Origin of the sequence: Polynucleobacter sp. 86C-FISCH, assembly GCF_018882415.1 — a bacterium.
Classification (GTDB): domain Bacteria; phylum Pseudomonadota; class Gammaproteobacteria; order Burkholderiales; family Burkholderiaceae; genus Polynucleobacter.
In genome coordinates this window covers 1,013,130-1,035,253 of record NZ_JACVOL010000001.1, presented here as the reverse complement: position 1 = coordinate 1,035,253, position 22,124 = coordinate 1,013,130, and the positions used below count along the sequence as shown (strand labels likewise).

At 45.9% G+C, this 22,124-nt stretch carries 19 protein-coding genes and 1 pseudogene; 4 read left to right on the top strand and 16 right to left on the bottom strand.

What is annotated here, in order from left to right; genetic code table 11:
• The first annotated feature begins 7 nt into the window (after positions 1 to 7).
• A complete protein-coding gene (gene hisC / locus ICN10_RS05165) occupies positions 8 to 1,075 on the top strand; it encodes a histidinol-phosphate transaminase (RefSeq protein WP_216213299.1) in 1,068 nt (355 codons plus the stop codon).
• Positions 1,076 to 1,110: 35 nt separating this feature from the next.
• Here the strand turns inward: hisC and hisD are convergent, their stop codons facing one another.
• The 16 genes and pseudogenes from hisD to ICN10_RS05085 all read right to left on the bottom strand — a co-directional run bounded on the left by hisD (position 1,111) and on the right by ICN10_RS05085 (position 19,638).
• Positions 1,111 to 2,433 (bottom strand): histidinol dehydrogenase, encoded by a 1,323-nt coding sequence (hisD, locus tag ICN10_RS05160; protein WP_216213297.1) that lies wholly within the window; start codon positions 2,431 to 2,433, stop codon positions 1,111 to 1,113.
• 26 nt (positions 2,434 to 2,459) lie between these two features.
• Entirely contained in the window at positions 2,460 to 3,086 is a 627-nt protein-coding gene (hisG, locus tag ICN10_RS05155) for an ATP phosphoribosyltransferase (protein WP_215348209.1), read from the bottom strand.
• Positions 3,087 to 3,106: 20 nt separating this feature from the next.
• Positions 3,107 to 4,381: a UDP-N-acetylglucosamine 1-carboxyvinyltransferase gene (gene murA, locus ICN10_RS05150; RefSeq protein ID WP_216213295.1), complete on the bottom strand. Its 1,275-nt coding sequence runs from the start codon at positions 4,379 to 4,381 to the stop codon at positions 3,107 to 3,109.
• A gap of 50 nt (positions 4,382 to 4,431) precedes the next feature.
• Positions 4,432 to 4,680: a BolA family protein gene (locus tag ICN10_RS05145; protein WP_216213293.1), complete on the bottom strand. Its 249-nt coding sequence runs from the start codon at positions 4,678 to 4,680 to the stop codon at positions 4,432 to 4,434.
• Positions 4,681 to 4,712: 32 nt separating this feature from the next.
• Complete coding sequence (locus ICN10_RS05140) at positions 4,713 to 5,501, bottom strand: ABC transporter permease (protein WP_216213291.1); 789 nt, start codon at positions 5,499 to 5,501, stop codon at positions 4,713 to 4,715.
• A gap of 65 nt (positions 5,502 to 5,566) precedes the next feature.
• A pseudogene (locus ICN10_RS05135) lies at positions 5,567 to 6,250 on the bottom strand (ABC transporter ATP-binding protein); the annotation flags it as partial.
• Between the two features lie 5 nt (positions 6,251 to 6,255).
• Positions 6,256 to 6,513: a lipid asymmetry maintenance protein MlaB gene (locus ICN10_RS05130; protein WP_216213290.1), complete on the bottom strand. Its 258-nt coding sequence runs from the start codon at positions 6,511 to 6,513 to the stop codon at positions 6,256 to 6,258.
• Positions 6,514 to 6,531: 18 nt separating this feature from the next.
• Entirely contained in the window at positions 6,532 to 7,173 is a 642-nt protein-coding gene (locus ICN10_RS05125; protein ID WP_216213286.1) for a phospholipid-binding protein MlaC, read from the bottom strand.
• Between the two features lie 69 nt (positions 7,174 to 7,242).
• A complete protein-coding gene (locus ICN10_RS05120) occupies positions 7,243 to 7,989 on the bottom strand; it encodes a VacJ family lipoprotein (protein ID WP_255536811.1) in 747 nt (248 codons plus the stop codon).
• Entirely contained in the window at positions 7,986 to 8,468 is a 483-nt protein-coding gene (mlaD, locus tag ICN10_RS05115; RefSeq protein WP_216213284.1) for an outer membrane lipid asymmetry maintenance protein MlaD, read from the bottom strand. Before mlaD ends, ICN10_RS05120 begins: the two co-directional genes overlap by 4 nt.
• 21 nt (positions 8,469 to 8,489) lie before the next feature.
• Positions 8,490 to 9,278, bottom strand: a complete 789-nt coding sequence (gene mlaE / locus ICN10_RS05110) for a lipid asymmetry maintenance ABC transporter permease subunit MlaE (protein WP_215348204.1) — start codon at positions 9,276 to 9,278, stop codon at positions 8,490 to 8,492.
• Positions 9,275 to 10,129, bottom strand: a complete 855-nt coding sequence (locus ICN10_RS05105; protein ID WP_216213282.1) for an ABC transporter ATP-binding protein — start codon at positions 10,127 to 10,129, stop codon at positions 9,275 to 9,277. Before ICN10_RS05105 ends, mlaE begins: the two co-directional genes overlap by 4 nt.
• Before the next feature lie 10 nt (positions 10,130 to 10,139).
• Positions 10,140 to 11,603, bottom strand: a complete 1,464-nt coding sequence (locus tag ICN10_RS05100) for a glutamate synthase subunit beta (protein WP_216213278.1) — start codon at positions 11,601 to 11,603, stop codon at positions 10,140 to 10,142.
• A gap of 41 nt (positions 11,604 to 11,644) precedes the next feature.
• Complete coding sequence (locus ICN10_RS05095; RefSeq protein WP_216213276.1) at positions 11,645 to 16,390, bottom strand: glutamate synthase-related protein; 4,746 nt, start codon at positions 16,388 to 16,390, stop codon at positions 11,645 to 11,647.
• Between the two features lie 194 nt (positions 16,391 to 16,584).
• The gene (locus ICN10_RS05090; RefSeq protein WP_216213273.1) at positions 16,585 to 17,289 is read right to left on the bottom strand and encodes a transposase; all 705 of its coding nucleotides are present in this window, start codon (positions 17,287 to 17,289) and stop codon (positions 16,585 to 16,587) included.
• A 12-nt stretch (positions 17,290 to 17,301) separates the two neighbouring features.
• Positions 17,302 to 19,638 (bottom strand): penicillin-binding protein 1A, encoded by a 2,337-nt coding sequence (locus tag ICN10_RS05085; RefSeq protein ID WP_216213270.1) that lies wholly within the window; start codon positions 19,636 to 19,638, stop codon positions 17,302 to 17,304.
• 141 nt (positions 19,639 to 19,779) lie between these two features.
• Here ICN10_RS05085 and ICN10_RS05080 point away from each other — a divergent pair, with 141 nt between their 5' ends.
• The 3 genes from ICN10_RS05080 to ICN10_RS05070 all read left to right on the top strand — a co-directional run bounded on the left by ICN10_RS05080 (position 19,780) and on the right by ICN10_RS05070 (position 22,121).
• Entirely contained in the window at positions 19,780 to 20,475 is a 696-nt protein-coding gene (locus ICN10_RS05080) for a hypothetical protein (protein ID WP_216213269.1), read from the top strand.
• A gap of 116 nt (positions 20,476 to 20,591) precedes the next feature.
• Complete coding sequence (locus ICN10_RS05075) at positions 20,592 to 21,584, top strand: secretin and TonB N-terminal domain-containing protein (RefSeq protein WP_255536810.1); 993 nt, start codon at positions 20,592 to 20,594, stop codon at positions 21,582 to 21,584.
• A gap of 12 nt (positions 21,585 to 21,596) precedes the next feature.
• Positions 21,597 to 22,121 carry a shikimate kinase gene (locus tag ICN10_RS05070; RefSeq protein ID WP_216213262.1) on the top strand — a complete coding sequence of 175 codons (525 nt, stop codon included), beginning with the start codon at positions 21,597 to 21,599 and terminating at the stop codon, positions 22,119 to 22,121.
• The last annotated feature ends 3 nt before the right edge of the window (positions 22,122 to 22,124 follow it).

The following is a 22,124-nucleotide window of genomic DNA, read 5'->3' as shown; positions in this document are numbered from 1 at the left end:
AACCCTCATGAGCCGTTTTTGGAGCCCTGTTGTTAAAACCTTAACCCCTTACGTTCCAGGGGAGCAACCGCAAATGCAGCGGCTGGTCAAACTCAACACCAATGAAAGCCCTTATGGCCCATCGCCCAAGGCGCTAGCTGCCATTGAAAGTCAAAATACTGCGGATTTACGCCTTTATCCTGATCCAGAAGGTGCAGCCCTCAAACAAGCCATCGCCAAATTGCATGGCCTAGACCCAAAACAAGTTTTTTTAGGCAATGGTTCGGATGAAGTTTTAGCGCATGTTTTTGCTGGGCTTCTCAAACAAACTAAGCCAGTGCACTTTCCGGATATTACATATAGCTTCTATCCGGTCTATTGCAAGCTTTTTGGAATTGAATACCAAACGATCCCCTTGGGTGAGAATTTTGAGATCAAAACTGCCGACTTCAAAACGCCCAACGGTGGGATTATTTTCCCCAACCCAAATGCCCCAACCGGTAGATCTATTCCCCGCTCTGAAATCGAAGCTTTGTTATCTCGCAACAAAGACTCTGTAGTAGTTATTGATGAAGCCTACGTTGATTACGGTACTGAATCCTGCATTCCATTATTGCGCGGCAATGCCTGCCCAGAAAATCTTCTAGTTGTTCACACGCTTTCTAAGTCACGCGCCTTGGCTGGCCTGCGCGTTGGCTTTGCTGTTGGTCATCCGGATTTAATTGAAGGATTAGAGCGAGTAAAAAATAGCTTTAACTCTTACCCGCTAGGCCGACTCGCTCAAGCGGGCGCCATTGCAGCCATTGAAGATCAAGCGCACCTTGAGGAAACTTCTAACAAGGTAATTCAAACTCGCAGTAATTTAGTTGATCAGCTAAATGCCTTAGGATTTGAAACGCTACCGTCAACTGCAAACTTTATTTTCACCCGTCACCCCAAGCATGCTGGAGCTAAGCTCTATCAGGCCTTACGTGATCGTGGCATCATCGTGCGTCACTTTAAATCTGAGCGCATAGAAGAATTCTTGCGCATTACGATCGGCACAGATGAACAAAGCAACGAACTCGTCGCTGCTTTAAAAGAGATTCTGAATTAAAAGATTGAATTATTAAGCGCGGGTTTCTTACGCGCTTACTTTTTGAGACGCATCTCGGCCGCACGAGCATGGGCTTGTAAGCCTTCACCATGAGCCAAGGTACTTGCAACCTCACCCAAAGTTTGGGCACCAGCTTCACTCACTTCAATCATGCTCGAGCGCTTGATGAAGTCATAAACACCCAATGGTGAAGAGAAACGCGCAGTGCGTGCTGTTGGCAAGACGTGGTTAGGTCCGGCACAGTAATCACCTAATGATTCACTGGTGTAGTTACCCATAAAGATAGCGCCTGCATGACGAATTTGATCTGCCCACTTGCGTGGATCAGCAGCACAAATCTCCAAATGCTCAGCAGCAATGGCATTAGCAATCTCACAAGCTTCTGCCATATCTTTAACTTGAATCAATAGGGCACGATTTGTTAGTGAAGATTCAATTACTTTTGCTCTTGGCATTTCTGGCAAAAGCTTATTAATACTTGCCTGCACTTGCTCAATATATGCAGCGTCTGGACAAAGCAAGATCGATTGCGCTTGCTCATCATGCTCGGCCTGTGAGAACAAATCCATGGCAACCCAATCAGGGTTAGTAGATCCATCGCAGAGAACCAAGATTTCTGAGGGTCCGGCGATCATATCGATACCGACAATGCCAAATACTCGGCGCTTAGCTGCAGCTACATAAGCATTACCAGGTCCAACAATTTTGTCGACCGAAGGAATGGTTTTTGTTCCATAAGCCAAAGCACCCACTGCCTGAGCACCGCCGATCGTAAAGACGCGATCAACACCTGCAAGAAAGGCTGCCGCCAAGACCAATGGATTACGTGCTCCATCTGGAGTAGGCACCACCATAATGACTTCAGCAACACCTGCCACTTTTGCGGGGATGGCATTCATCAACACAGAAGATGGGTAAGCCGCCTTACCGCCTGGCACATAAATACCAACACGATCTAGGGGCGTTACTTTTTGACCGAGACGCGTGCCATCTCTCTCTTCATACTCCCAAGAATGACAACCCGCTTCAATCTTTTGCTTCTCGTGATATGCGCGAACTCTTTGCGCAGCAATATCCAGAGCACTTTTTTGTTCAGCAGATAAAGATTGATAGGCTTGTTCTAAATCTTTGCGCGGAATCTCTAATTCGGAAACGCTTGCAACATTCAAACGATCGAATTGTTTTGTAAAACCAAGAACCGCTTCATCGCCCTTATCTTTGACTGCTGCCAAAATCTTGACTACTGCAGAATCTATAGCCTCGTCATCAGCGCTAGGCAAAGAAAGGCTCGACAGCAGAATTTCTCTGAAGTCTGCATCTTTGCTTTTAAGGCGCTTGACGTTGATATTTGAAGGCATGGATAAGACTTCTGGTTGGCCGCCGATTATTTCAGCAACTCAAAAATAGGCTGCAGCTGAGCACGCTTACGCTTATACGAAGCTTGATTTACTACCAAACGAGCGCTGATATCAGCGATTGGCTCAACCTCAACTAGACCATTTGCTTTTAGGGTGTTGCCAGTAGAAACTAAATCTACGATAGCGTCAGCCAACCCTACCAATGGAGCAAGCTCCATTGAGCCATACAGATGAATCGTATCGATGTGGACACCTTTATTGGCAAAGTGTTCCCGTGCGCAATTGACATACTTCGTTGCCACTTTTAAACGAGAGCCCTGTTTCACTGCGCCAGCGTAGTCAAAACCTTCGCGTACAGCAACAGACATACGGCACTTGGCAATACCCAAGTCATAAGGCACATACAAACCATCGGTGCCTTTTTCCATCAATACGTCTAAACCAGCAACGCCAAAATCTGCACCACCAAATTGCACATATGTTGGAACGTCGGAGGCGCGAACAATGATTAAGCGAACATCTGGATTGGTTGTCTCAATAATGAGTTTGCGAGACTTCTCGGGATCTTCAAGCGGCACTATGCCGACCTTGGACAAGATCTCAGCGGTTTCCTCGAAGATGCGGCCCTTGGAGAGAGCTAAAGTCAATTTCATGAACTAATTATCCATCAGCCTTACTTGACGCGCTCAATCTTGGCGCCCAAGAGGGTTAACTTCTGCTCCATACGGTCATAGCCACGATCTAAGTGGTAAATCCGGTCCACCTGGGTTTCACCCTGAGCCGCCAGTCCAGCGATCACCAAGCTAGCGGAAGCGCGCAGATCGGTGGCCATCACGATTGCGCCGGAGAGCTTTTCCACCCCCTGAGCAATTGCGGTATTTCCTTCAATAGCAATATCTGCGCCCAAACGATTGAGCTCCTGCACATGCATAAAGCGGTTTTCAAAAATCGTTTCGGTAATCATTGAGCTGCCAGCTGCGATGGCATTCACTGTCATCAACTGTGCCTGCATATCTGTAGGAAAGGCTGGGTACTCAGAGGTGCGGAAATTTACCGCTTTAGGGCGACCCTGCATCGATGCCTTAATCCAATCTGGACCAACCTCCATCTGCAGACCAGCTTCTTTTAATTTCACGATCACTGCATCTAAAGTATCTGGACGGCAGTGTTTAACAGTAATTTCGCCACCAGTTGCAGCTACCGCACACAAGAATGTTCCAGCCTCAATACGATCTGGAATCACTGAATGCTCGGCACCATGCAATTTCTCAACGCCTTCGATTACTAGACGATCGCTGCCAATGCCAGAAATCTTGGCCCCCATCTTCACTAGCAATTCAGCTAGGTCGCCAACCTCAGGTTCACGCGCAGCATTTTCTAATACCGTTGTTCCTGATGCCAAAGTAGCGGCCATCAATAAATTTTCAGTGCCGGTCACGGTAATCATGTCCGTCAAGATCGAGGCGCCCTTTAAGCGATCAGATTGAGGCTTGGTTTCAGCTTGAATGTAACCACTCTTGATTTTGATGCTTGCGCCCATTGCCTTGAGACCCTTGATGTGCTGATCCACCGGACGCGCGCCAATAGCGCAACCACCCGGCAATGACACCTTTGCACTATGCATTCTGGCCAAGAGTGGGCCAAGTACCAAGATGGAAGCACGCATAGTCTTCACCATCTCATAGGTGGCCTCAGAGCTTTTGATGATTGCTGCGTTCAACACCATATGGCTATGATCGCTCGCATCTGGAAAATCTACCGTAACGCCAATCTCTTGCAAAAGCTTAAGCATGGTGCGCACATCCTGCAAGTCAGGAACATTGCGCAAAACTACTGGCTGATCGGTTAATAGACAAGCACACAGAATTGGCAACGCGGCATTTTTAGCGCCAGCAATTACTACCTCACCTTTGAGAGGAGTTCCGCCAACCATTCGTAATTTATCCATGAAACGATTCCAGTAAAAACTTAGTAATTAATATGTAATGAGGTTATTTTTTATGCTGCTGAATTCTGAGCAAATTCTTCGGGTGTAAAAGCCTTAATTGATAAAGCATGTACTTCTGCTTTCATGCGATCGCCCATGGCACCATAAACCAATTGATGACGCTGCACTAAGCGCTTGCCCTCAAACTCAGGACTCACAATAGTTGCAAAAAAATGTTGTCCATCACCCTCAACCTGTATATGGGTACATTGAATACCTTGTTTGATATAGCCTTCAATCTGATCGGGGGTGGGTAGCATTTTCTCTCCTAATGAAACCAGGGTATTAACAATTAGTAACGGAGCTTATAGCCCTTTTGGAGCAAGCGCAATGTAATGGCTGACACCACTACAAAGAAACAAAACACAATCACCAAACTACTCCAAGGGGAGTTATCAGAAACCCCAAAAAATCCGTAGCGGAACCCGTCAATCATGTAAAAGAAGGGGTTGAAATGAGAGACCACCTGCCACGCCGGCGGCAAAGAATGAATGGAATAAAAAACACCAGACAACATCGTAGCCGGCATGATGATGAAATTCTGAAAAGCAGCCAACTGATCGTACTTATCAGCCCAGATGCCAGCGATTAAGCCGAGACTTCCCAAAATTGCTGCGCCTAAAAATGCAAATACCAAAATCCACAGCGGATATTCCAAGGAAGGTGTAGCAAACCAAATAGTAATCAATAAAACACCTAAGCCAACCACGATACCCCTGAAGACTGCAGCCAGAATATAAGCTGCATAGAACTCAAAATGACTCAATGGAGCAAGCAGAACAAAGACTAGGTTCCCTGTGACTTTAGACTGAATCAGAGAAGAGGATGTATTGGCAAAAGCGTTTTGCAAAACACTCATCATGACCAAGCCAGGAATCAGAAAGGCCGTGTAACTGAGACGACCATAAATTTCCTTGCCTTCGAGCACATGTCCAAAGATCATCAGGTACAGCACAGCCGTCAGAACTGGTGCAGCAATCGTCTGAAATGCGACCTTATAGAAACGCTTTACTTCCTTAAACAATAAAGTCGGAAAACCGCTGCCGTATTCCAAAGCCGGTCTATTTATGCCATGCTTCATAAAGCGCCTCCGGACATAATGTTGACAAAGACTTCTTCTAGATCGGTTTTACCTTCGCCATCTTTTTTAACCGATCCATAGCGGCTTAATAAATTCGCGGTAGTGTCTAAAGCCACGATCTTGCCTTGCTTGAGCATGGCAATGCGCTGACACAGAGCTTCAGCCTCTTCCAAATAATGAGTGGTCAAAACAATCGTATGACCATCTTGATTTAGTCTACTAATAAACTGCCAGAGCGATTGACGTAACTCGACATCTACACCGGCAGTAGGCTCATCCAAAATAATGACTGGTGGTCTATGCACCAATGCCTGAGCAACAAGCACTCGACGCTTCATTCCACCAGACAAAGAGCGCATATTGCTATCGGCTTTAGAGGTGAGATCAAGGTTAGCCATGATCTCGTCAATCCATGCATCGTTATTGCGTATCCCAAAGTAGCCCGACTGAAAACGCAAAGTTTCTCGAACAGTAAAGAAGGGATCAAAGACCAACTCTTGAGGAACAACGCCCAGCATACGGCGTGCCTCACGAAAACCTTTTTGAACATCAGCGCCCATAATGGCTGCATGACCGTGGCTAGGTCTTACTAGGCCAGCCAGAATAGAAATTAACGTGGTCTTGCCGGCACCATTGGGGCCCAACAAACCAAAAAATTCTCCAGGTTCAATAGTCAGAGAAACATCATCTAAAGCTTGAAGTGCCCCGTACTGCTTAGATATGTTTTGAATAGATATCGCTGGATGCATTGCCATTACAAACCTAGCAACGCAGCAACACCATAAACACCAGCAAGAACTTTTAGCTTCTCCGGAGCATGTTCTATCGAAATAGACTTACCTTCAGACAGGAGTTTTTTTTGCCATGCCAATAAAACAGTTAATACAGTGGAGTCAAAGTCTTTTAACGCAGAGCAATCGATCAATTGCAAACTGGGGCTATTTAACAAGCCCTCTTTTTGCAACTGCAAGGCATTTTCTTGCGTAACGATTTTTGGCAAAAGAAAAGGCATGGTGTCTTTATTTAACAATTAATTGCTTGGCTTAGCAGTAGCTAATTGTTTATTGCGGTCTTGCAAGAACTTGACTAAGCCCTCAATGCCGTTTTGACTGATTTGATTAGAAAACTGGTTACGGTAGGCTTCAACCAACCAAACACCCATGATGTTCATGTCATAAACCTTCCAGCCATTAGCTGTTTTCTCAAGTCGATAGTCCAAAGGCACTGGATCACCACGGCCAAGTACAACGGTTTTCACAACCACTTCTTTATCATCTGGCGCCGCGCGCAAAGCTTTAAATTGCACAGTCTGATCACGCAACTGGCTCAACGCGCCCGAATAAGTGCGAATGAGTAGATTCTTAAACTCGGAAGTAAGTTGGGCTTGCTGCTCAGGCGTCGCTTTTTTCCAATTAGGCCCCATCGCCATTTCTGTTGTGCGACGCATATCGGTATAAGGAACAATTTTCTTTTCTACCAGGTCCACAATCTTTGGAATATTGCCCTTCTGAATATCGGGATCAGCCTTAACGCTTGCCATGACATCTGTAACAACCATCTTGATGAGAGCGTCTGGAGGTGTTGATGGGTCAGGGGTCTGAGCAAAAACAGTGCCGACTGCAAATAGCAGCCCTGCAAAAATAAAGCTGCCGATTTTTTTAAAACTTTTCATATTCCCCGCCCACCATCTTTATCTAAATTGAGACTCATTTTAGTTACTTCAAACTGCACTGATGACTGCTTATTGATATGGATTCTCATAAACAATGGGTTCTTCATCATCGCGACCCTCATTAATTTGATATGCCCGTCTTTGAATGTAAGCATCGCGCATAAAGCTGTACTTATCAATTGCAGCGCCATCCAATAAATCACCAGCTTCATAGTAAGTATTGCGCGCATTCACTACACGCAAACCGGTAATGCTATTTCTTAGGCCAATGTCCTTTACATACGTAAAGAGGTAGTCAGACTCTAAATCAGCCACAGTACCAACAGTATCTCGAACATTACTTGGACCAAAGAAAGGTAAAACGACATATGGGCCTGAAGGCACACCCCAAACGCCTAAAGTTTGACCCCAATCTTCCTTATGCTTTTCTAAGCCGCCTGGTGTTGCCAAGTCTAATAGTCCACCCAAGCCCATGGTTGTATTGACCACTACGCGCATGAAGTCATTAAAGGCAAACCCTGGCTTGCCTTGTAGCAAGTTAAAGAGTGCAGTGTAAATATCGTTGTAGTTGCTAAAGAAGTTATAAATTCCATCGCGCACAAACTCAGGCAATACAAAACGATAACCCGCAACTACTGGCTTTAGAACATAAGCGTCTAAGCCTTCATTAAACTCGAATACCGAACGGTTAAACGGCTCCCAGGGATCCTGTGGGGAGCGCTCTGCGCCAGCAGGAATCGAAGCGCAACCAATCATGGCTGCAACCAAACTCAGCAAGATTGCCGCCTTGAGTTTGCGCACAACAGACAACATCATTTTGCCGCGCCTTTTTCTTGACCGCTATCCGCTGCTTTATTGTAAAGAAACTGACTGATGAGGTTTTCTAAAACAATCGCTGACTGAGTTTGAGAGATCTTCTCACCATTAGCCAACATATCATCCGAACCACCTGCTTCAAGGCCGATATATTGCTCACCCAATAGGCCGGATGTCAAAATCTTTGCAGAAGAATCTTTTGGAAACTTAAAAGAATCTTCAATCGTCATGACTACTGTTGCCTGATAAGTCTTGTCATCAAAAGAGATGTTGGCAATTCTGCCAACAACTACACCAGCACTTTTAACGGGTGCACGAGGCTTTAAACCACCGATGTTGTCAAAGCGTGCGGAAATTTTGTATGTTGGGGCGAATGACACCGCATTCATATTGCCAACTTTTAACGCGAGAAATAGCGCTGCCAACAAACCTATGGCAACAAAAATACCTACCCAAACATCAATTGCACTTTTTCTCATAAGAGCCCCAGTTTATTCTTTCTAATTTGAGAACATCATCGCGGTCAGCAAGAAATCCAATGCCAGGACCGATAAAGAAGAGATCACTACCGTACGGGTAGTCGCTTGCGAAACGCCTTCAGGCGTAGGCTTTGATTCATAACCTTGGTAGAGAGCAATAAAAGTCACTGCCACACCAAACACCATGCTTTTAATTAGGCCGTTACCGATATCCGAAAACAGGTCTACGCCACCCTGCATTTGCGACCAGAAAGCGCCTGAATCCACTCCAATGAGTGGAACACCAACCAAATAGCCGCCTAGAACACCCACAGCCGTAAAGATGGTTGCCAAAATTGGCATAGAAATAATGCCTGCCCAGAGTCGTGGCGCAATCACGCGACCCAAAGGATCAACCGCCATCATCTCCATAGCAGTTAATTGCTCGCCAGCTTTCATCAAACCAATTTCTGCGGTCAATGAAGTGCCGGCTCTGCCAGCAAACAATAAAGCAGTAATCACTGGTCCTAACTCACGAGTTAAAGACAATGCGACCAACAAACCAAGCGCTTGCTCTGAACCATAACGATTTAAGGTGTAGTAACCCTGCAAACCTAATACGAAACCTACAAATAATCCTGAGACCGCAATGATGATGAAGGAATGGTTGCCAACAAATAAAATTTGATCAATTACTAAGCGTGGTCTCTTAAGCAAGAATCCTGAGCGCACAATCACCGCTACAAACATGCGGGCAGCCAACCCAAGACTACTTAAGTTACGACGAACAAAAAATCCAAGATCACCAAAAAGATTTAATAGTGCAGTCATAGAGGCCTCACTCCAAAATCTTCTTCCAAGGTTTTTCCTGGGTAATGGAAAGGGACGGGACCATCTGGTGCGGCATCTAAGAATTGTCTGACAAAGGGATCAGTTGAGCGACTTAATTCCTCTGGTGTTCCTTCTGCGCCAATGCGGCCATTGGCAATAAAGTACACATAATCTGCAATCGCAAAAGTCTCTTCAACATCATGAGTAACCAATAAACTCGTGGCTCCCAGGGCATTATTTAGATCACGAATCAAGCGCGCAGTAATACCAAGCGAAATAGGATCAAGGCCAGCAAATGGCTCGTCATACATGATGAGTGGTGGATCTAAAGCAATCGCTCTTGCAAGCGCAACGCGTCTTGCCATGCCACCAGAAATTTGGGAAGGCATTAAATCACGTGCGCCACGCAAACCTACCGCATTGAGTTTCATCAATACCAACGAGTGCAAGAGTTCTTCACTTAAATCGGTATGCTCGCGTAGTGGAAAGGCAACGTTTTCAAAAACACTAAGGTCGGTGAACAAAGCGCCAAACTGAAATAGCATCCCCATACGTCGACGAGCTACCATCAACTCAGCGCCGCTCATCTTGCCAATATCTTGTCCTTCAAAAAGAACTTGGCCCGATTGGGCTGTATATTGACCGCCAATCAGGCGAAGAATGGTGGTCTTGCCACAACCAGAGCCACCCATAACAGCAACCACTTGACCGCGTCGAAACTCCATATTGAGTCCCGACAAAATTTGCCGCTCACCCGGAGCATAGGAAAAGTTGACGTCTTTAATAGAGACGACAACTTCGCCTGCAGCTTGCTTGCTTACATCCAAGGAGTTTGGCTGGCTACTGTTCATATCCTCGATATTATCGAGGTAAAACAGAAGACCCCATTAAATACTCGTCCACTGAACGGGCACATTGACGGCCTTCACGAATCGCCCAAACTACGAGAGACTGTCCGCGACGCATATCGCCAGCAGCAAATACCTTGGGAACGTTCGTTTGATAGGCATTTTGACCGTCCACAGTAGCTTTAGCATTGCCACGAGCATCTTTTTCAACGCCAAAAGCATTCAGTACTTGCTGAACTGGAGACACGAAGCCCATTGCTAAAAGCACTAAATCTGCCTTGATCTCAAATTCAGAGTTTGGCACTTCTGACATCTTGCCGTCTTTCCACTCCAAACGTACGCCGATCAACTTCTCTACTTTGCCGTTTTTACCTTCAAAACGTTTTGTTCCAACAGACCAGTCACGATCACAGCCCTCTTCGTGAGAGGAGGATGTGCGCAACTTTGTTGGCCAATATGGCCATACCAATGGCTTGTTTTCCTCTTCTGGAGGCTGCGGGAGCAATTCAAACTGAGTAATCTTGGTAGCGCCGTGGCGGTTTGAAGTTCCTACACAATCAGAGCCGGTATCACCGCCGCCGATAACTACAACATGCTTGTCGGTTGCACGGATTTCATTTTTGAAATCGCCTGCATTTTCTTTGTTCTGTGGAATCAAAAATTCCAACGCATAGTGCACACCGGCTAACTCACGACCTGGGACTGGCAAATCACGTGGCTGCTCTGCGCCACCAGTGATCACTACAGCGTCAAAATCTTTCATCAACTGCTCAGGTGAAACTGTTTTGTTGGAGTAATTTTTTACTTCAGCACCAATCGCTTCTTTACCAACAAACACACCAGTTTCAAACTTCACACCTTCAGCTTGCATCTGCTCTACGCGACGGTCAATCAACCACTTTTCCATTTTGAAATCAGGAATACCGTAGCGCAGCAAACCGCCAACGCGATCATTCTTCTCAAACACAGTCACATCATGACCAACACGAGCCAATTGCTGTGCAGCCGCCATACCCGCAGGACCGCCGCCAACTACCGCTACTTTTTTACCTGTCTTGGTCTTGGATGGCTGAGGCTTAACCCAACCACTTTCCCAGCCCTTATCAATAATGGCGTGCTCAATAGATTTAATGCCAACTGCAGTGCTATTAATACCTAAAGTACATGCGGCTTCGCAAGGAGCTGGACAAATACGACCAGTAAATTCTGGGAAGTTATTGGTTGATTGCAAAACGTCTAATGCATTCTTCCAATCATTATGGAATACCAAATCATTAAAGTCAGGAATGATGTTGTTCACTGGGCAACCGTTATTACAAAACGGGATGCCGCAATCCATACAACGTGCGCCCTGAACTTTAGCCTCTTCATCAGTTAATGCAGCAACAAATTCTTTGTAGTGATGGAGACGTTTAACCGGCGCTTCGTACGTTTCATCAACGCGCTCAAACTCCATAAATCCAGTGACCTTACCCATATCGAATCCTTAGTATCTTTTCTTAATGTCTATCTATTTGATTAAGCAGCAACGGTTTTGTTCTGAGCCTTTTCCCACAACTCACCGAGAGCACGTTTGTACTCAGTTGGGAGAACCTTCACAAAACGTCCGCGGGCATTTTCCCAGTCAGCTAAAAGCGCTTTTGCGCGCTCAGAGCCAGTGTGGCGGAAATGACGCTCAATCAAGCCCTTCAAGATTTGCTCGTCTGTTAAACGCTCACCACCATCTTTAACATCGACAGGGGCATGCCACTCAGACTTCGGCATCTTGGCAATCTGCTCGGCAGAAGGCAGGACTTTTTCCAAAGTAGCCATGCTGGTGTTGCAACGCTTATCGAACAAACCATCTTCGTCGTAAACATAAGCAATACCGCCGCTCATACCTGCAGCAAAGTTACGGCCTGTTGCGCCCAATACAACTACTGTGCCACCAGTCATGTACTCACAACCATGGTCGCCAGTACCTTCAACAACTGTTGTAGCACCAGAGTTACGTACTGCGAAACGCTCACCGGCTACACCGTTAAAGAATGCCTCGCCAGCAATCGCACCGTAGAGAACAGTGTTGCCAACAATGATGTTTTTCGCTGTGTCGCCACGGAACTCATGCGGAGCACGAACAATCACACGACCACCTGACAAACCTTTACCAACGTAGTCATTTCCATCACCAACCAAATCTAAGGTGATGCCGCGAGCCAAGAAAGCTGCGAAGCTTTGACCAGCAGTGCCATTCAACTGAATGTGGATCGTGTCATCTGGCAAACCTGCATGGCCATAACGCTGAGCTACTTCACCTGAGAGCATTGCGCCAACTGTACGGTTCACGTTCTTAACAGGAACAATGAAAGATACCTTCTCACCACGCTCTAAGGCAGGCTCGCTCTTCTCAATCAAAATATTGTCGAGTGCGCTAGCTAAGCCATGATCTTGCGTCAACACTTGATAACGTGGAACTTCAGCAGCAACCTGTGGTTCAGCAAAAATCTTGCTGAAATCCAAGCCATGTACTTTCCAGTTCTCAATACCTTTGCGGGTATCTAACAAATCAACGCGACCAATTAAGTCATCAAATTTACGAATACCCAATTGCGCCATGATCTCGCGAGCCTCTTCAGCAATAAAGAAGAAGAAGTTCACTACATGCTCTGGCTTGCCAGAGAATTTCTTACGCAATTCTGGATCTTGTGTAGCAACACCAACTGGGCAGGTATTTAAATGACACTTACGCATCATGATGCAACCCTCAACAACCAATGGAGCTGTCGCGAAACCAAATTCATCTGCGCCCAATAAAGCACCAATCACTACGTCGCGACCAGTCTTCATTTGGCCGTCAGCTTGAACACGAATACGACTGCGCAAGCCATTGAGAACCAATGTCTGCTGTGTTTCAGCTAAGCCGAGTTCCCATGGAGAACCAGCGTGCTTGATTGAAGAAAGTGGGGATGCGCCGGTACCGCCATCATGACCAGCAATCACAACATGGTCTGCTTTAGCTTTCGCAACACCAGCCGCAACAGTTCCAACACCCACTTCAGAAACCAACTTCACAGAAACGTCGGCTTTTGGATTGACGTTCTTCAAGTCATGAATCAACTGGGCGATATCTTCAATCGAATAAATGTCGTGGTGCGGAGGAGGAGAAATCAAACCAACACCTGGCACTGAGAAACGCAACTTGCCGATGTAGTCAGAAACCTTACCCCCCGGCAATTGACCGCCTTCACCAGGCTTAGCGCCCTGTGCCATCTTGATCTGAATCTGATCAGCAGAACGCAAATATTCTGTAGTTACACCAAAACGACCAGAAGCAACTTGCTTAATCTTAGAGCGCAAAGAGTCGCCATCTTGCAATGGAATATTAGCCTCAACTACGTCGCTACCCAGGATGCTTGCTAAAGACTCACCCTTCTTAATTGGAATACCCTTGAGTTCATTAACATAACGGTTTGGATCTTCACCGCCTTCGCCAGTATTGGACTTACCGCCAATACGGTTCATAGCAATCGCCAAAGTAGCGTGGGCTTCTGTAGAGATCGAACCCAAAGACATCGCGCCCGTTGCAAAACGTTTAACGATTTCTTTTGCAGACTCTACTTCGTCCAATGGAATGGCTTTTGCTGGATCAATCTTGAATTCAAACAAACCACGCAAAGTCATTTGACGCTTAGTTTGATCATTGATGATGTTGGCGTACTCTTTATAAGTCTGATAGCCTTTCTCAGCGCCGATACGTGTGGAGTGCTGCAACTTCGCAATCGTGTCAGGAGTCCACATATGGTTCTCGCCACGAATGCGGAAAGCGTACTCACCACCAGCGTCAAGCATATTAGTTAGAACTGGGTCATTACCAAATGCTGATGAGTGCATGCGCAATGCTTCTTCAGCCACTTCAAATACGCCGATACCACCAACGTTTGATGGAGTGCCCTTGAAGTATTGATCAATGATGTCGTGGTTTAAACCAATGGCTTCAAAAATCTGTGAGCCTGTATAAGACATGTAAGTAGAGATACCCATTTTGGACATCACTTTTTGCAAGCCCTTACCAATCGCTTTCACAAAATTCTTCACTGCTTTTTCTGCAGATAAATCACCGGATAAACCTTTAGCCATTTCAGCTAAGGTTTCCATTGCGAGGTATGGATGAACTGCTTCTGCACCATAACCAGCCAAGAGTGCAAAGTGATGAGTCTCACGCGCGCTGCCTGTTTCCACCACTAAGCCAACGCTAGTACGCAAACCTTTTTGCACTAAATGTTGATGAATGGCAGAAGTAGCCAATAAAGCAGGAATTGCTACGTGCTTTTCATCAACCTGACGATCGCTCACGATCAAAATGTTGTAACCAGAGCGCACTGCATCAGCAGCTTCAGCGCACAGAGAAGCTAAACGCGCTTCAATACCAGCCTTACCCCATGAAGCTGGATAGCAAATATCCAATTCATAAGAGCGGAACTTGCCATTGGTGTAATGACCAATATGACGAATCTTAGTGATGTCATCAAAATCCAAAATTGGCTGACTTACTTCCAAGCGCATTGGTGGATTGATGTTGTTGGTGTCTAACAAGTTTGGCTTAGGGCCAATGAAAGAAACCAAAGACATCACCATGTTCTCGCGAATTGGATCAATCGGAGGATTGGTAACTTGTGCAAACAACTGTTTGAAGTAGTTATAGAGCGGCTTGTTCTTATTAGAGAGAACCGCTAATGGGCTGTCATTACCCATTGAACCAATAGCTTCTTCACCATTCATGGCCATTGGAGCCATGAGGAACTTAATATCTTCCTGGGTGTAGCCAAATGCTTGTTGGCGATCTAATAATTTTGCCGCTGGACGAATCGTGGTTTTCTCATCAACCAAGTCCACCTTACTGGCATCAACTTCGTCCAACTTCACACGAACCGCATCGATCCAGCTCTTGTATGGCTTAGCTTTAGAAACGGCATTCTTCAACTCAACGTCATCAATGATGCGACCTTGCTCCATGTCGATCATGAACATCTTGCCTGGTTGTAAGCGCCATTTTTGTACGATCTTGCTCTCAGGAATCGGCAATACACCAGCCTCAGATCCCATGATGACGAGGTCATCATCAGTTACGTAATAACGTGCTGGACGTAAACCATTGCGATCCAAAGTGGCGCCAATTTGACGACCATCGGTAAATGCCATTGCTGCAGGACCGTCCCATGGCTCCATCATTGCTGCATGGTATTCATAGAATGCGCGACGATTGTCATCCATCAATGCATGTTGTTCCCATGCCTCAGGAATCATCATCATCATGGCTTGCGCCAATGGATAGCCAGACATTACCAACAACTCTAAACAGTTATCGAAACATGCAGTGTCTGATTGACCTGGATAAATTAATGGCCACAGTTTTTGCAAGTCATCGCCAAGCACTGGGGAGCTAATTGCACCTTCACGTGCATTCACCCAATTGACGTTGCCTTTAACAGTATTGATCTCACCGTTATGCGCAATCATGCGATACGGATGCGCCAATTCCCAAGCAGGGAAAGTGTTGGTAGAGAAACGTTGATGCACTAAAGCCAGCGCTGAGACAGTGCGCTTGTCTTGCAAGTCTTGGTAATAAGCACCAACTTGATTGGCTAACAGCAAACCCTTGTAAACAATGGTTCTAGCAGACATTGAGGCAACGAAATATTCCTTGCCATGTTTGAGATGCAAATCTTGAATCGCGTGACTTGCTGTCTTACGAATGACATACAACTTACGCTCAAGCGCGTCGGTTGTCATGATGTCACGACCACGACCAATAAAAATTTGACGAATGAATGGCTCTGTCATTTGTACTGTTGGAGACATCGGCAATTTCACATCCACCGGAACATCTCTCCAACCTAAAACAACTTGACCTTCTAAACGAACGGTACGCTCTAATTCTTGCTCGCAAGCTAAACGAGATGCATGCTCCTTCGGCAAGAAAATCATGCCAACACCATACTCACCTAATGGTGGCAATGTCACACCTTGCTTGGCCATTTCTTCGCGATACAAAGTATCTGGAATCTGAATCAAGATACCAGCGCCATCACCCATCAATGGATCAGCACCAACTGCTCCCCGGTGATCTAAGTTCTCAAGAATCTGTAAACCCTGAGAAACGATCTCATGTGATTTCTTGCCTTTAATGTGTGCAACGAATCCTACGCCGCAAGCGTCGTGCTCATTACTTGGGTCATATAAACCTTGAGCGATAGGGCGAGGGTCTGTATTTAATTGTGTAGTCATAGTATTTCCGAGGGGCGACAAAGGCCTAATTACTTTTGGAGGATCAAATATAGGTGAATACCCATACCGATGCAATAGAAATAAAATGAGTCTGTCCCATTTATTTTGATGCCGCACCAATATGTATTACTTATATGGGGACAGAGTCAAAATATTCAATACCCAAAATTTATTTTTGGAAAGCTTTTATTTCTCTAAGTCGTTGAATTTAAAGAGTTTGTTTTTCTAGGGCGGCCACGATGCCGTATTACCGCTATCTCTGGGGCATTTTTGAAGAGCTTTTGCGCATAAATATCACTCACCCAAGGCTTGGAGCGAAGCAAGGATTCTGTAATTTGGCGATCCTCCCAGTGGGGTGCCCCCTCCTTCACAAAACTAGCCCAGGTCATTTGCCTTTCAAAGGGCGTATTACCTAACCTCCAAAAATGCTGGTGATCCACTAGCCATGGTTCGGCATTACCCCCAATATGCGTTGCAAAACTAGTCCAAGTTGAGCTTTGAGGGTTCGACTCAAATCCAGCCCTCACTGGGTTGAGTTCGATATAACGCTGACAACGCAAAAAATAATCTGGATCAATTAAGGATGAGCGATACCGACCTTCCCAAATAGTTCCAGAGCGTCGATGCTGTTGATTGAAATATTGCGCATAACGACGTCCCAGGGATTGCATGGTTTTTGCAAGAGAGTCTTCATTTTGCGGAGTCATCAACAGGTGCACATGATTCGGCATCAAAGCAAAAGCATGAACTGCACAACCAAATTGCCTTGCTGCCTCACGCAACCACTCTAAATAAGTGCGACGATCTTCATCGGTAAAAAACAGCGTTTCGCGATTATTACCACGAACCATCACATGCATTGCTTGGCCTGGTATTACAGTGCGCGCTTGCCGTGCCATGTTGAATACGAACTATTGAAGTTCGCGGACACCGCCATTGCTTGAGAATTCTGGAATAAACCAGTCGCCATCCACTTGCGTTACTCCACTTGGAACTTCACGCGTCTCCTGCGGAACCTCTCTTAGCGCGGTACCCATATAAGAAATCCACATAGGCAACGCAAGGCCACCACCAGTCTCTCGATCACCCAGGCTAGCCGGCTTATCAAAACCAATCCATGCAATCGCAACGACTTTGGGGTTATACCCAGCAAACCATGCATCGTGAGAATCATTGGTTGTACCAGTTTTACCTGCGATATCACTACGGCCTAATTTGCCGCGTGCAGAAGCTGCAGTCCCTGACTTAGTTACCTCTTGCAACATGCTATCCATGACAAACGCTGTACGGGCATCGAGCACACGCGGTGCATCTTCCCGAGCATGAGTAGGCTTTGCCTCAAACATGACAGTCCCTTTGGAGTCGACCATCTTGTTAATCAAGAATGGATCCACTCGATAACCGCCGTTCGCAAAAACACTGTAAGCAGAAGCCATTTGTAATGGTGTAACTGAACCCGCGCCCAACGCCATTGTTAAATAAGGAGGATGCTTTTCTGGCTCAAAACCAAAACGCTGAATGTATTCCTGAGCATAGGAAGGACCAATAGCGCGAATGATGCGCACAGAAACCAGGTTCTTCGATTTAGCTAAAGCAGTGCGTAAGCGCATCATGCCCTCATATTTGCCATCGTAGTTTTTTGGCTCCCAGGCTTGGCTACCAGTTTCCATACTGCCAATCGATAAAGGTGCATCATTCACCATCGTGCTGGGTGTGAAACCTTTTTCAATCGCGGCGGCATAGATGAATGGCTTAAATGAGGAGCCTGGCTGACGCAAGGCTTGTGTCACATGGTTGAATTGATTGCGACGGAAATCAAAGCCACCCACCAAAGAGAGAATTGCGCCAGTCTCAGCGTTCATGGAAACAAACGCGGCCTCTACTTGAGGCAACTGAGCTAACTTCCAAACTCCACCGTCTGACAGAAGCCGCACAACTGCACCAGGACGCAAACGTTTCTTAGGTTGAGTGCTATCGGTAATAGATGCTGCTGCCAACTTCATGCCCTCACCTTTAATGGTGATAGTGTCGCCAGTGGCAATCATGACCTGCATTTCTTTTGGCTTGATATCAAGCACAACACCAGACTGCAAATCATCTAACTGTGGATAAGCAAGTAATGCTTCATCAATGGCGCGTTGGCGTTTTACAGAATCTTCAGGAAGATCAATAAAACCTTCTGGGCCACGATAAGCGTGACGCAAGTCATATTCAAAAATTCCCTTACGTACCGCTTTGTAAGCGGCATCTTGATCTGCTTTCAAGATGGTGGTGTAAACATCAATTCCTTGGGAGTAGATTGCCTCACCATATTGCGTAAATAGCAATTGGCGCACCATCTCCGCTGGGAAATCTGCGCGAACAGCAAACTCGTTACCAAGACCTCGAATATGCAATTCCTCGATCATCGCTTTTTGATAATCCTCTGGAGTGATATATCCCAGATCGCGCATACGCTGCAAAATGTACTCCTGGCGAATCTTGGCACGACGGAAGTTGCTAACAGGGTTATAAGCTGACGGCGCCTTTGGTAGGCCGGCCAACATTGCAGACTCAGCAATGGTGATGTCTTTTAACTCTTTGCCAAAATAAATCTGCGCCGCACTAGAGAAACCATAAGCCCGCTGCCCTAAGAAAATCTGGTTCATATAGATTTCCAGAATCTTGTCCTTAGTTAATTGAGACTCAATTTCCCAGGCTAATAAAACTTCATAGATTTTTCGGCTAAAGGTCTTCTCGTTGCTGAGGAAGAAATTGCGCGCCACCTGCATGGTGATGGTTGAAGCGCCCTGCGAAAGATGTCCGCGCAAGTTGGTTAATGCAGCACGCAAAATTCCAACATAGTCCACACCACCGTGAGAATAGAAGCGATCGTCCTCAATTGCTAAAACAGCATTGCGCATACTTTGAGGAATTTCATTTAATGGGATTACCTTGCGACGCTCCTCACCAAACTCACCAATTAACACTTTGTCCGCCGTATAGATGCGCAGAGGAGTCTTTGGGTTGTAATCAGTTAAGGCGGAGATCTTTGGAAGATTAGGTTTTGCAACCAAAAAGGCATAACCCATCAGCAATGTAATCACTACGGCAAAAACCACGCCAATAATTAACAAAGCTTTTACTAATGGATTACTTGAATTCTTGCGCGGCAAGCCAGGCTGAACTCGTGTTTGCCGAGGACGTCTATCGGATGGACGAATAGGACGCTGATTAAGCGGCGGCTTGTCTTTTGGAGGTAAGGCCATATGCCCAAATTATAGGGTGCTTAGTCAATTTCCCTAAAAGCTCCAAATACCCTGTTTTACGTATGCCAAATGCCTACTTTCTGACGCTGGGTTCAATCTGAGCCGATGGCTTTTCAGGACTCAAAACTGAAGAATAGGGTCATGCCTGCACGCCACATTTCCAGCCAATCTTTTGACGAAATTTTGAGTGATCTTGGCGACGACCCCGCCATTCCCGATCCCCATGGAATTCGTAAACCACCCCCACATCAAAGCGCCGCACCCAAGACCTCAGGAAGGAGCAATAACCCCACTTTCACAGACCCACTTAACAAGTTAGAAATCCCAACTTCTATTCAAAAAATAGGCGGGATGATTGCCCTATTTTTCGGGATATTAATAGCTTCAGCAGTTGCAATCTACATTGCCTTTAACACCCTCAATCAGACATCCCAAAGCACTCAAGAGGAGTCTCAAAAGCTCATTTCCGAGCTAAAAAAGGACATGGCCTTATTGCGCGATGAATTTCATCAAGATCAAGATGATTTATATGCAGCAATAGATGAAATAGAAGTAAGCATTCACTCATTAATGAATAAAAAGCCCGAAAGCAGGGTTACCAGCAAACCTAGGATGCCGTCCTATGAGGCCGAATTACGCCGCTGGCGATACCTGGGTGCAGCCCAAATGGGAGACTCTCATCAAGCATTTTTTAATACCGGGAAAAGCAATATTGCTTTTGAAAAAGGGGGCCAAGCTTTGGGCGAATGGCGTCTTAGCAGCATAGAAAATGGCAGCGCAATCTTCTCTCATCCGGAAGGCAAATTTCTGGTGTTGAAAGCCTTCTCAAGCGAATGAGCCACTGCATTCATCGTCTCCAAAAATACTTCAATAGAGTCTGCTTTTCGCTAGCGTTATTCATGCTGCTTTCGCCCAACCTAGCGGGTGGTAACTCAGACTCACAAAACCATTTTTTGAGTCCAATTAGCCTGCAATTTACTGACATTGAAATAAGAGAGCTTTTACAGGTTTTAGCTAAATTGGGTAATACCAATTTTTTATTAAGTGAGTCGATCAAGGGAAGGATTTCAGTCGATCTCAACAAGACCCCTTGGCAGACTGCCCTTCATTCCATTCTTGCCAGTCGCGGCTTGAGGCTCGTTCGTAATGGCGATATCTATTGGATTGGGCCCCATGCAGAAATTCAGGCCTTTCAGAAGTTTCGTCGTGAGGATGCTGCGCTACCTTTTGGTGGCGATCACATCAATAGTCCAAGGCAGATTCTGATAGAAGCTCGCATTGTGGAGGCAGATGAACGCTTTGCTAAAGAACTGGGGGTCAAGCTGGGCTATCAAGCAAGTGGGGAAGGCGATCAAAAGCTAGTTGGTAGCATGGATTTAGCTGGCGCTGGATTAAGTGGCTTTAATCCAGCAACCATAGCTGCAACCTTAGTCTCGAAAAATGGGAGCCGCATTCTTCAGGCAGAACTATCTGCCCTAGAATCTGCGGGCCAAGGAAAAATTCTTTCCAACCCCCGAATCATGACAGGCGACCAAGTAAAGGCCACGATTGAACAAGGCACTGAACTCCCCTATCAAACCTCCAATCAAAATGGCAGCAAATTGCAATTTAGAAAGGCTAATTTAAGACTTGAAGTTCTTCCCAAAATTCATCCAGATGGAAAGATTTCAATGCTAGTAGGCATAAACAAAGATACGGTAGGCATGAAAACAGAGCAGGGTTATGCGATTGATACCAAAAGCCTCAGTTCCGAGGTCACTGTTGAGAATGGTGGAACAGCGATCATTGGCGGCATATTCCAAACCACCGAGCGAGAGGATGAAGTCAAAATCCCTTTATTAGGGGATATACCGCTAATTGGCCATTTTTTTCGCCATAAATCCAAATTACAAGACAAAACTGAATTGTTAGTCTTTTTAACTCCGACCGTTCTCGACAAACCCTAATAAAATCGAAGGGTGAACTCTTCGACAAACAATATCTTTCTGATCGGCCTCATGGGCGCCGGGAAGTCGACCGTCGGTAAAGTTTTAGCAAAAAAATTGGGGCGTCGATTTCTTGATGCTGACCACGTCATCGAAGAGCGCTGTGGCGTAAAAATTCCAGTCATATTTGAAATGGAAGGCGAAGAAGGTTTTCGCAAACGCGAGGCTCAAGCCATTCGCGAAATCACCTCTGAAAACGATATCATTTTGGCAACTGGCGGAGGCGCTATTCTCTTGCCAGAAAATCGCCAAGCACTCAGTGAGCATGGAACTGTTATCTACTTACACGCCAATCCGATTGAACTCTGGCATCGCACTAAAGGTGGCGAAGGTCGCCCACTTCTTAAAAATGGTGACGCCAAAAAAATACTAGAGAACTTGTACGCTATTCGCGACCCTCTCTATCGTGAAATTGCTGACCACGTGATTGAAACTGGTAAACCGAGTGTTAACCAACTGGTTAACACCTTAATCATGCAACTTGAACTCTCCGCATAAATA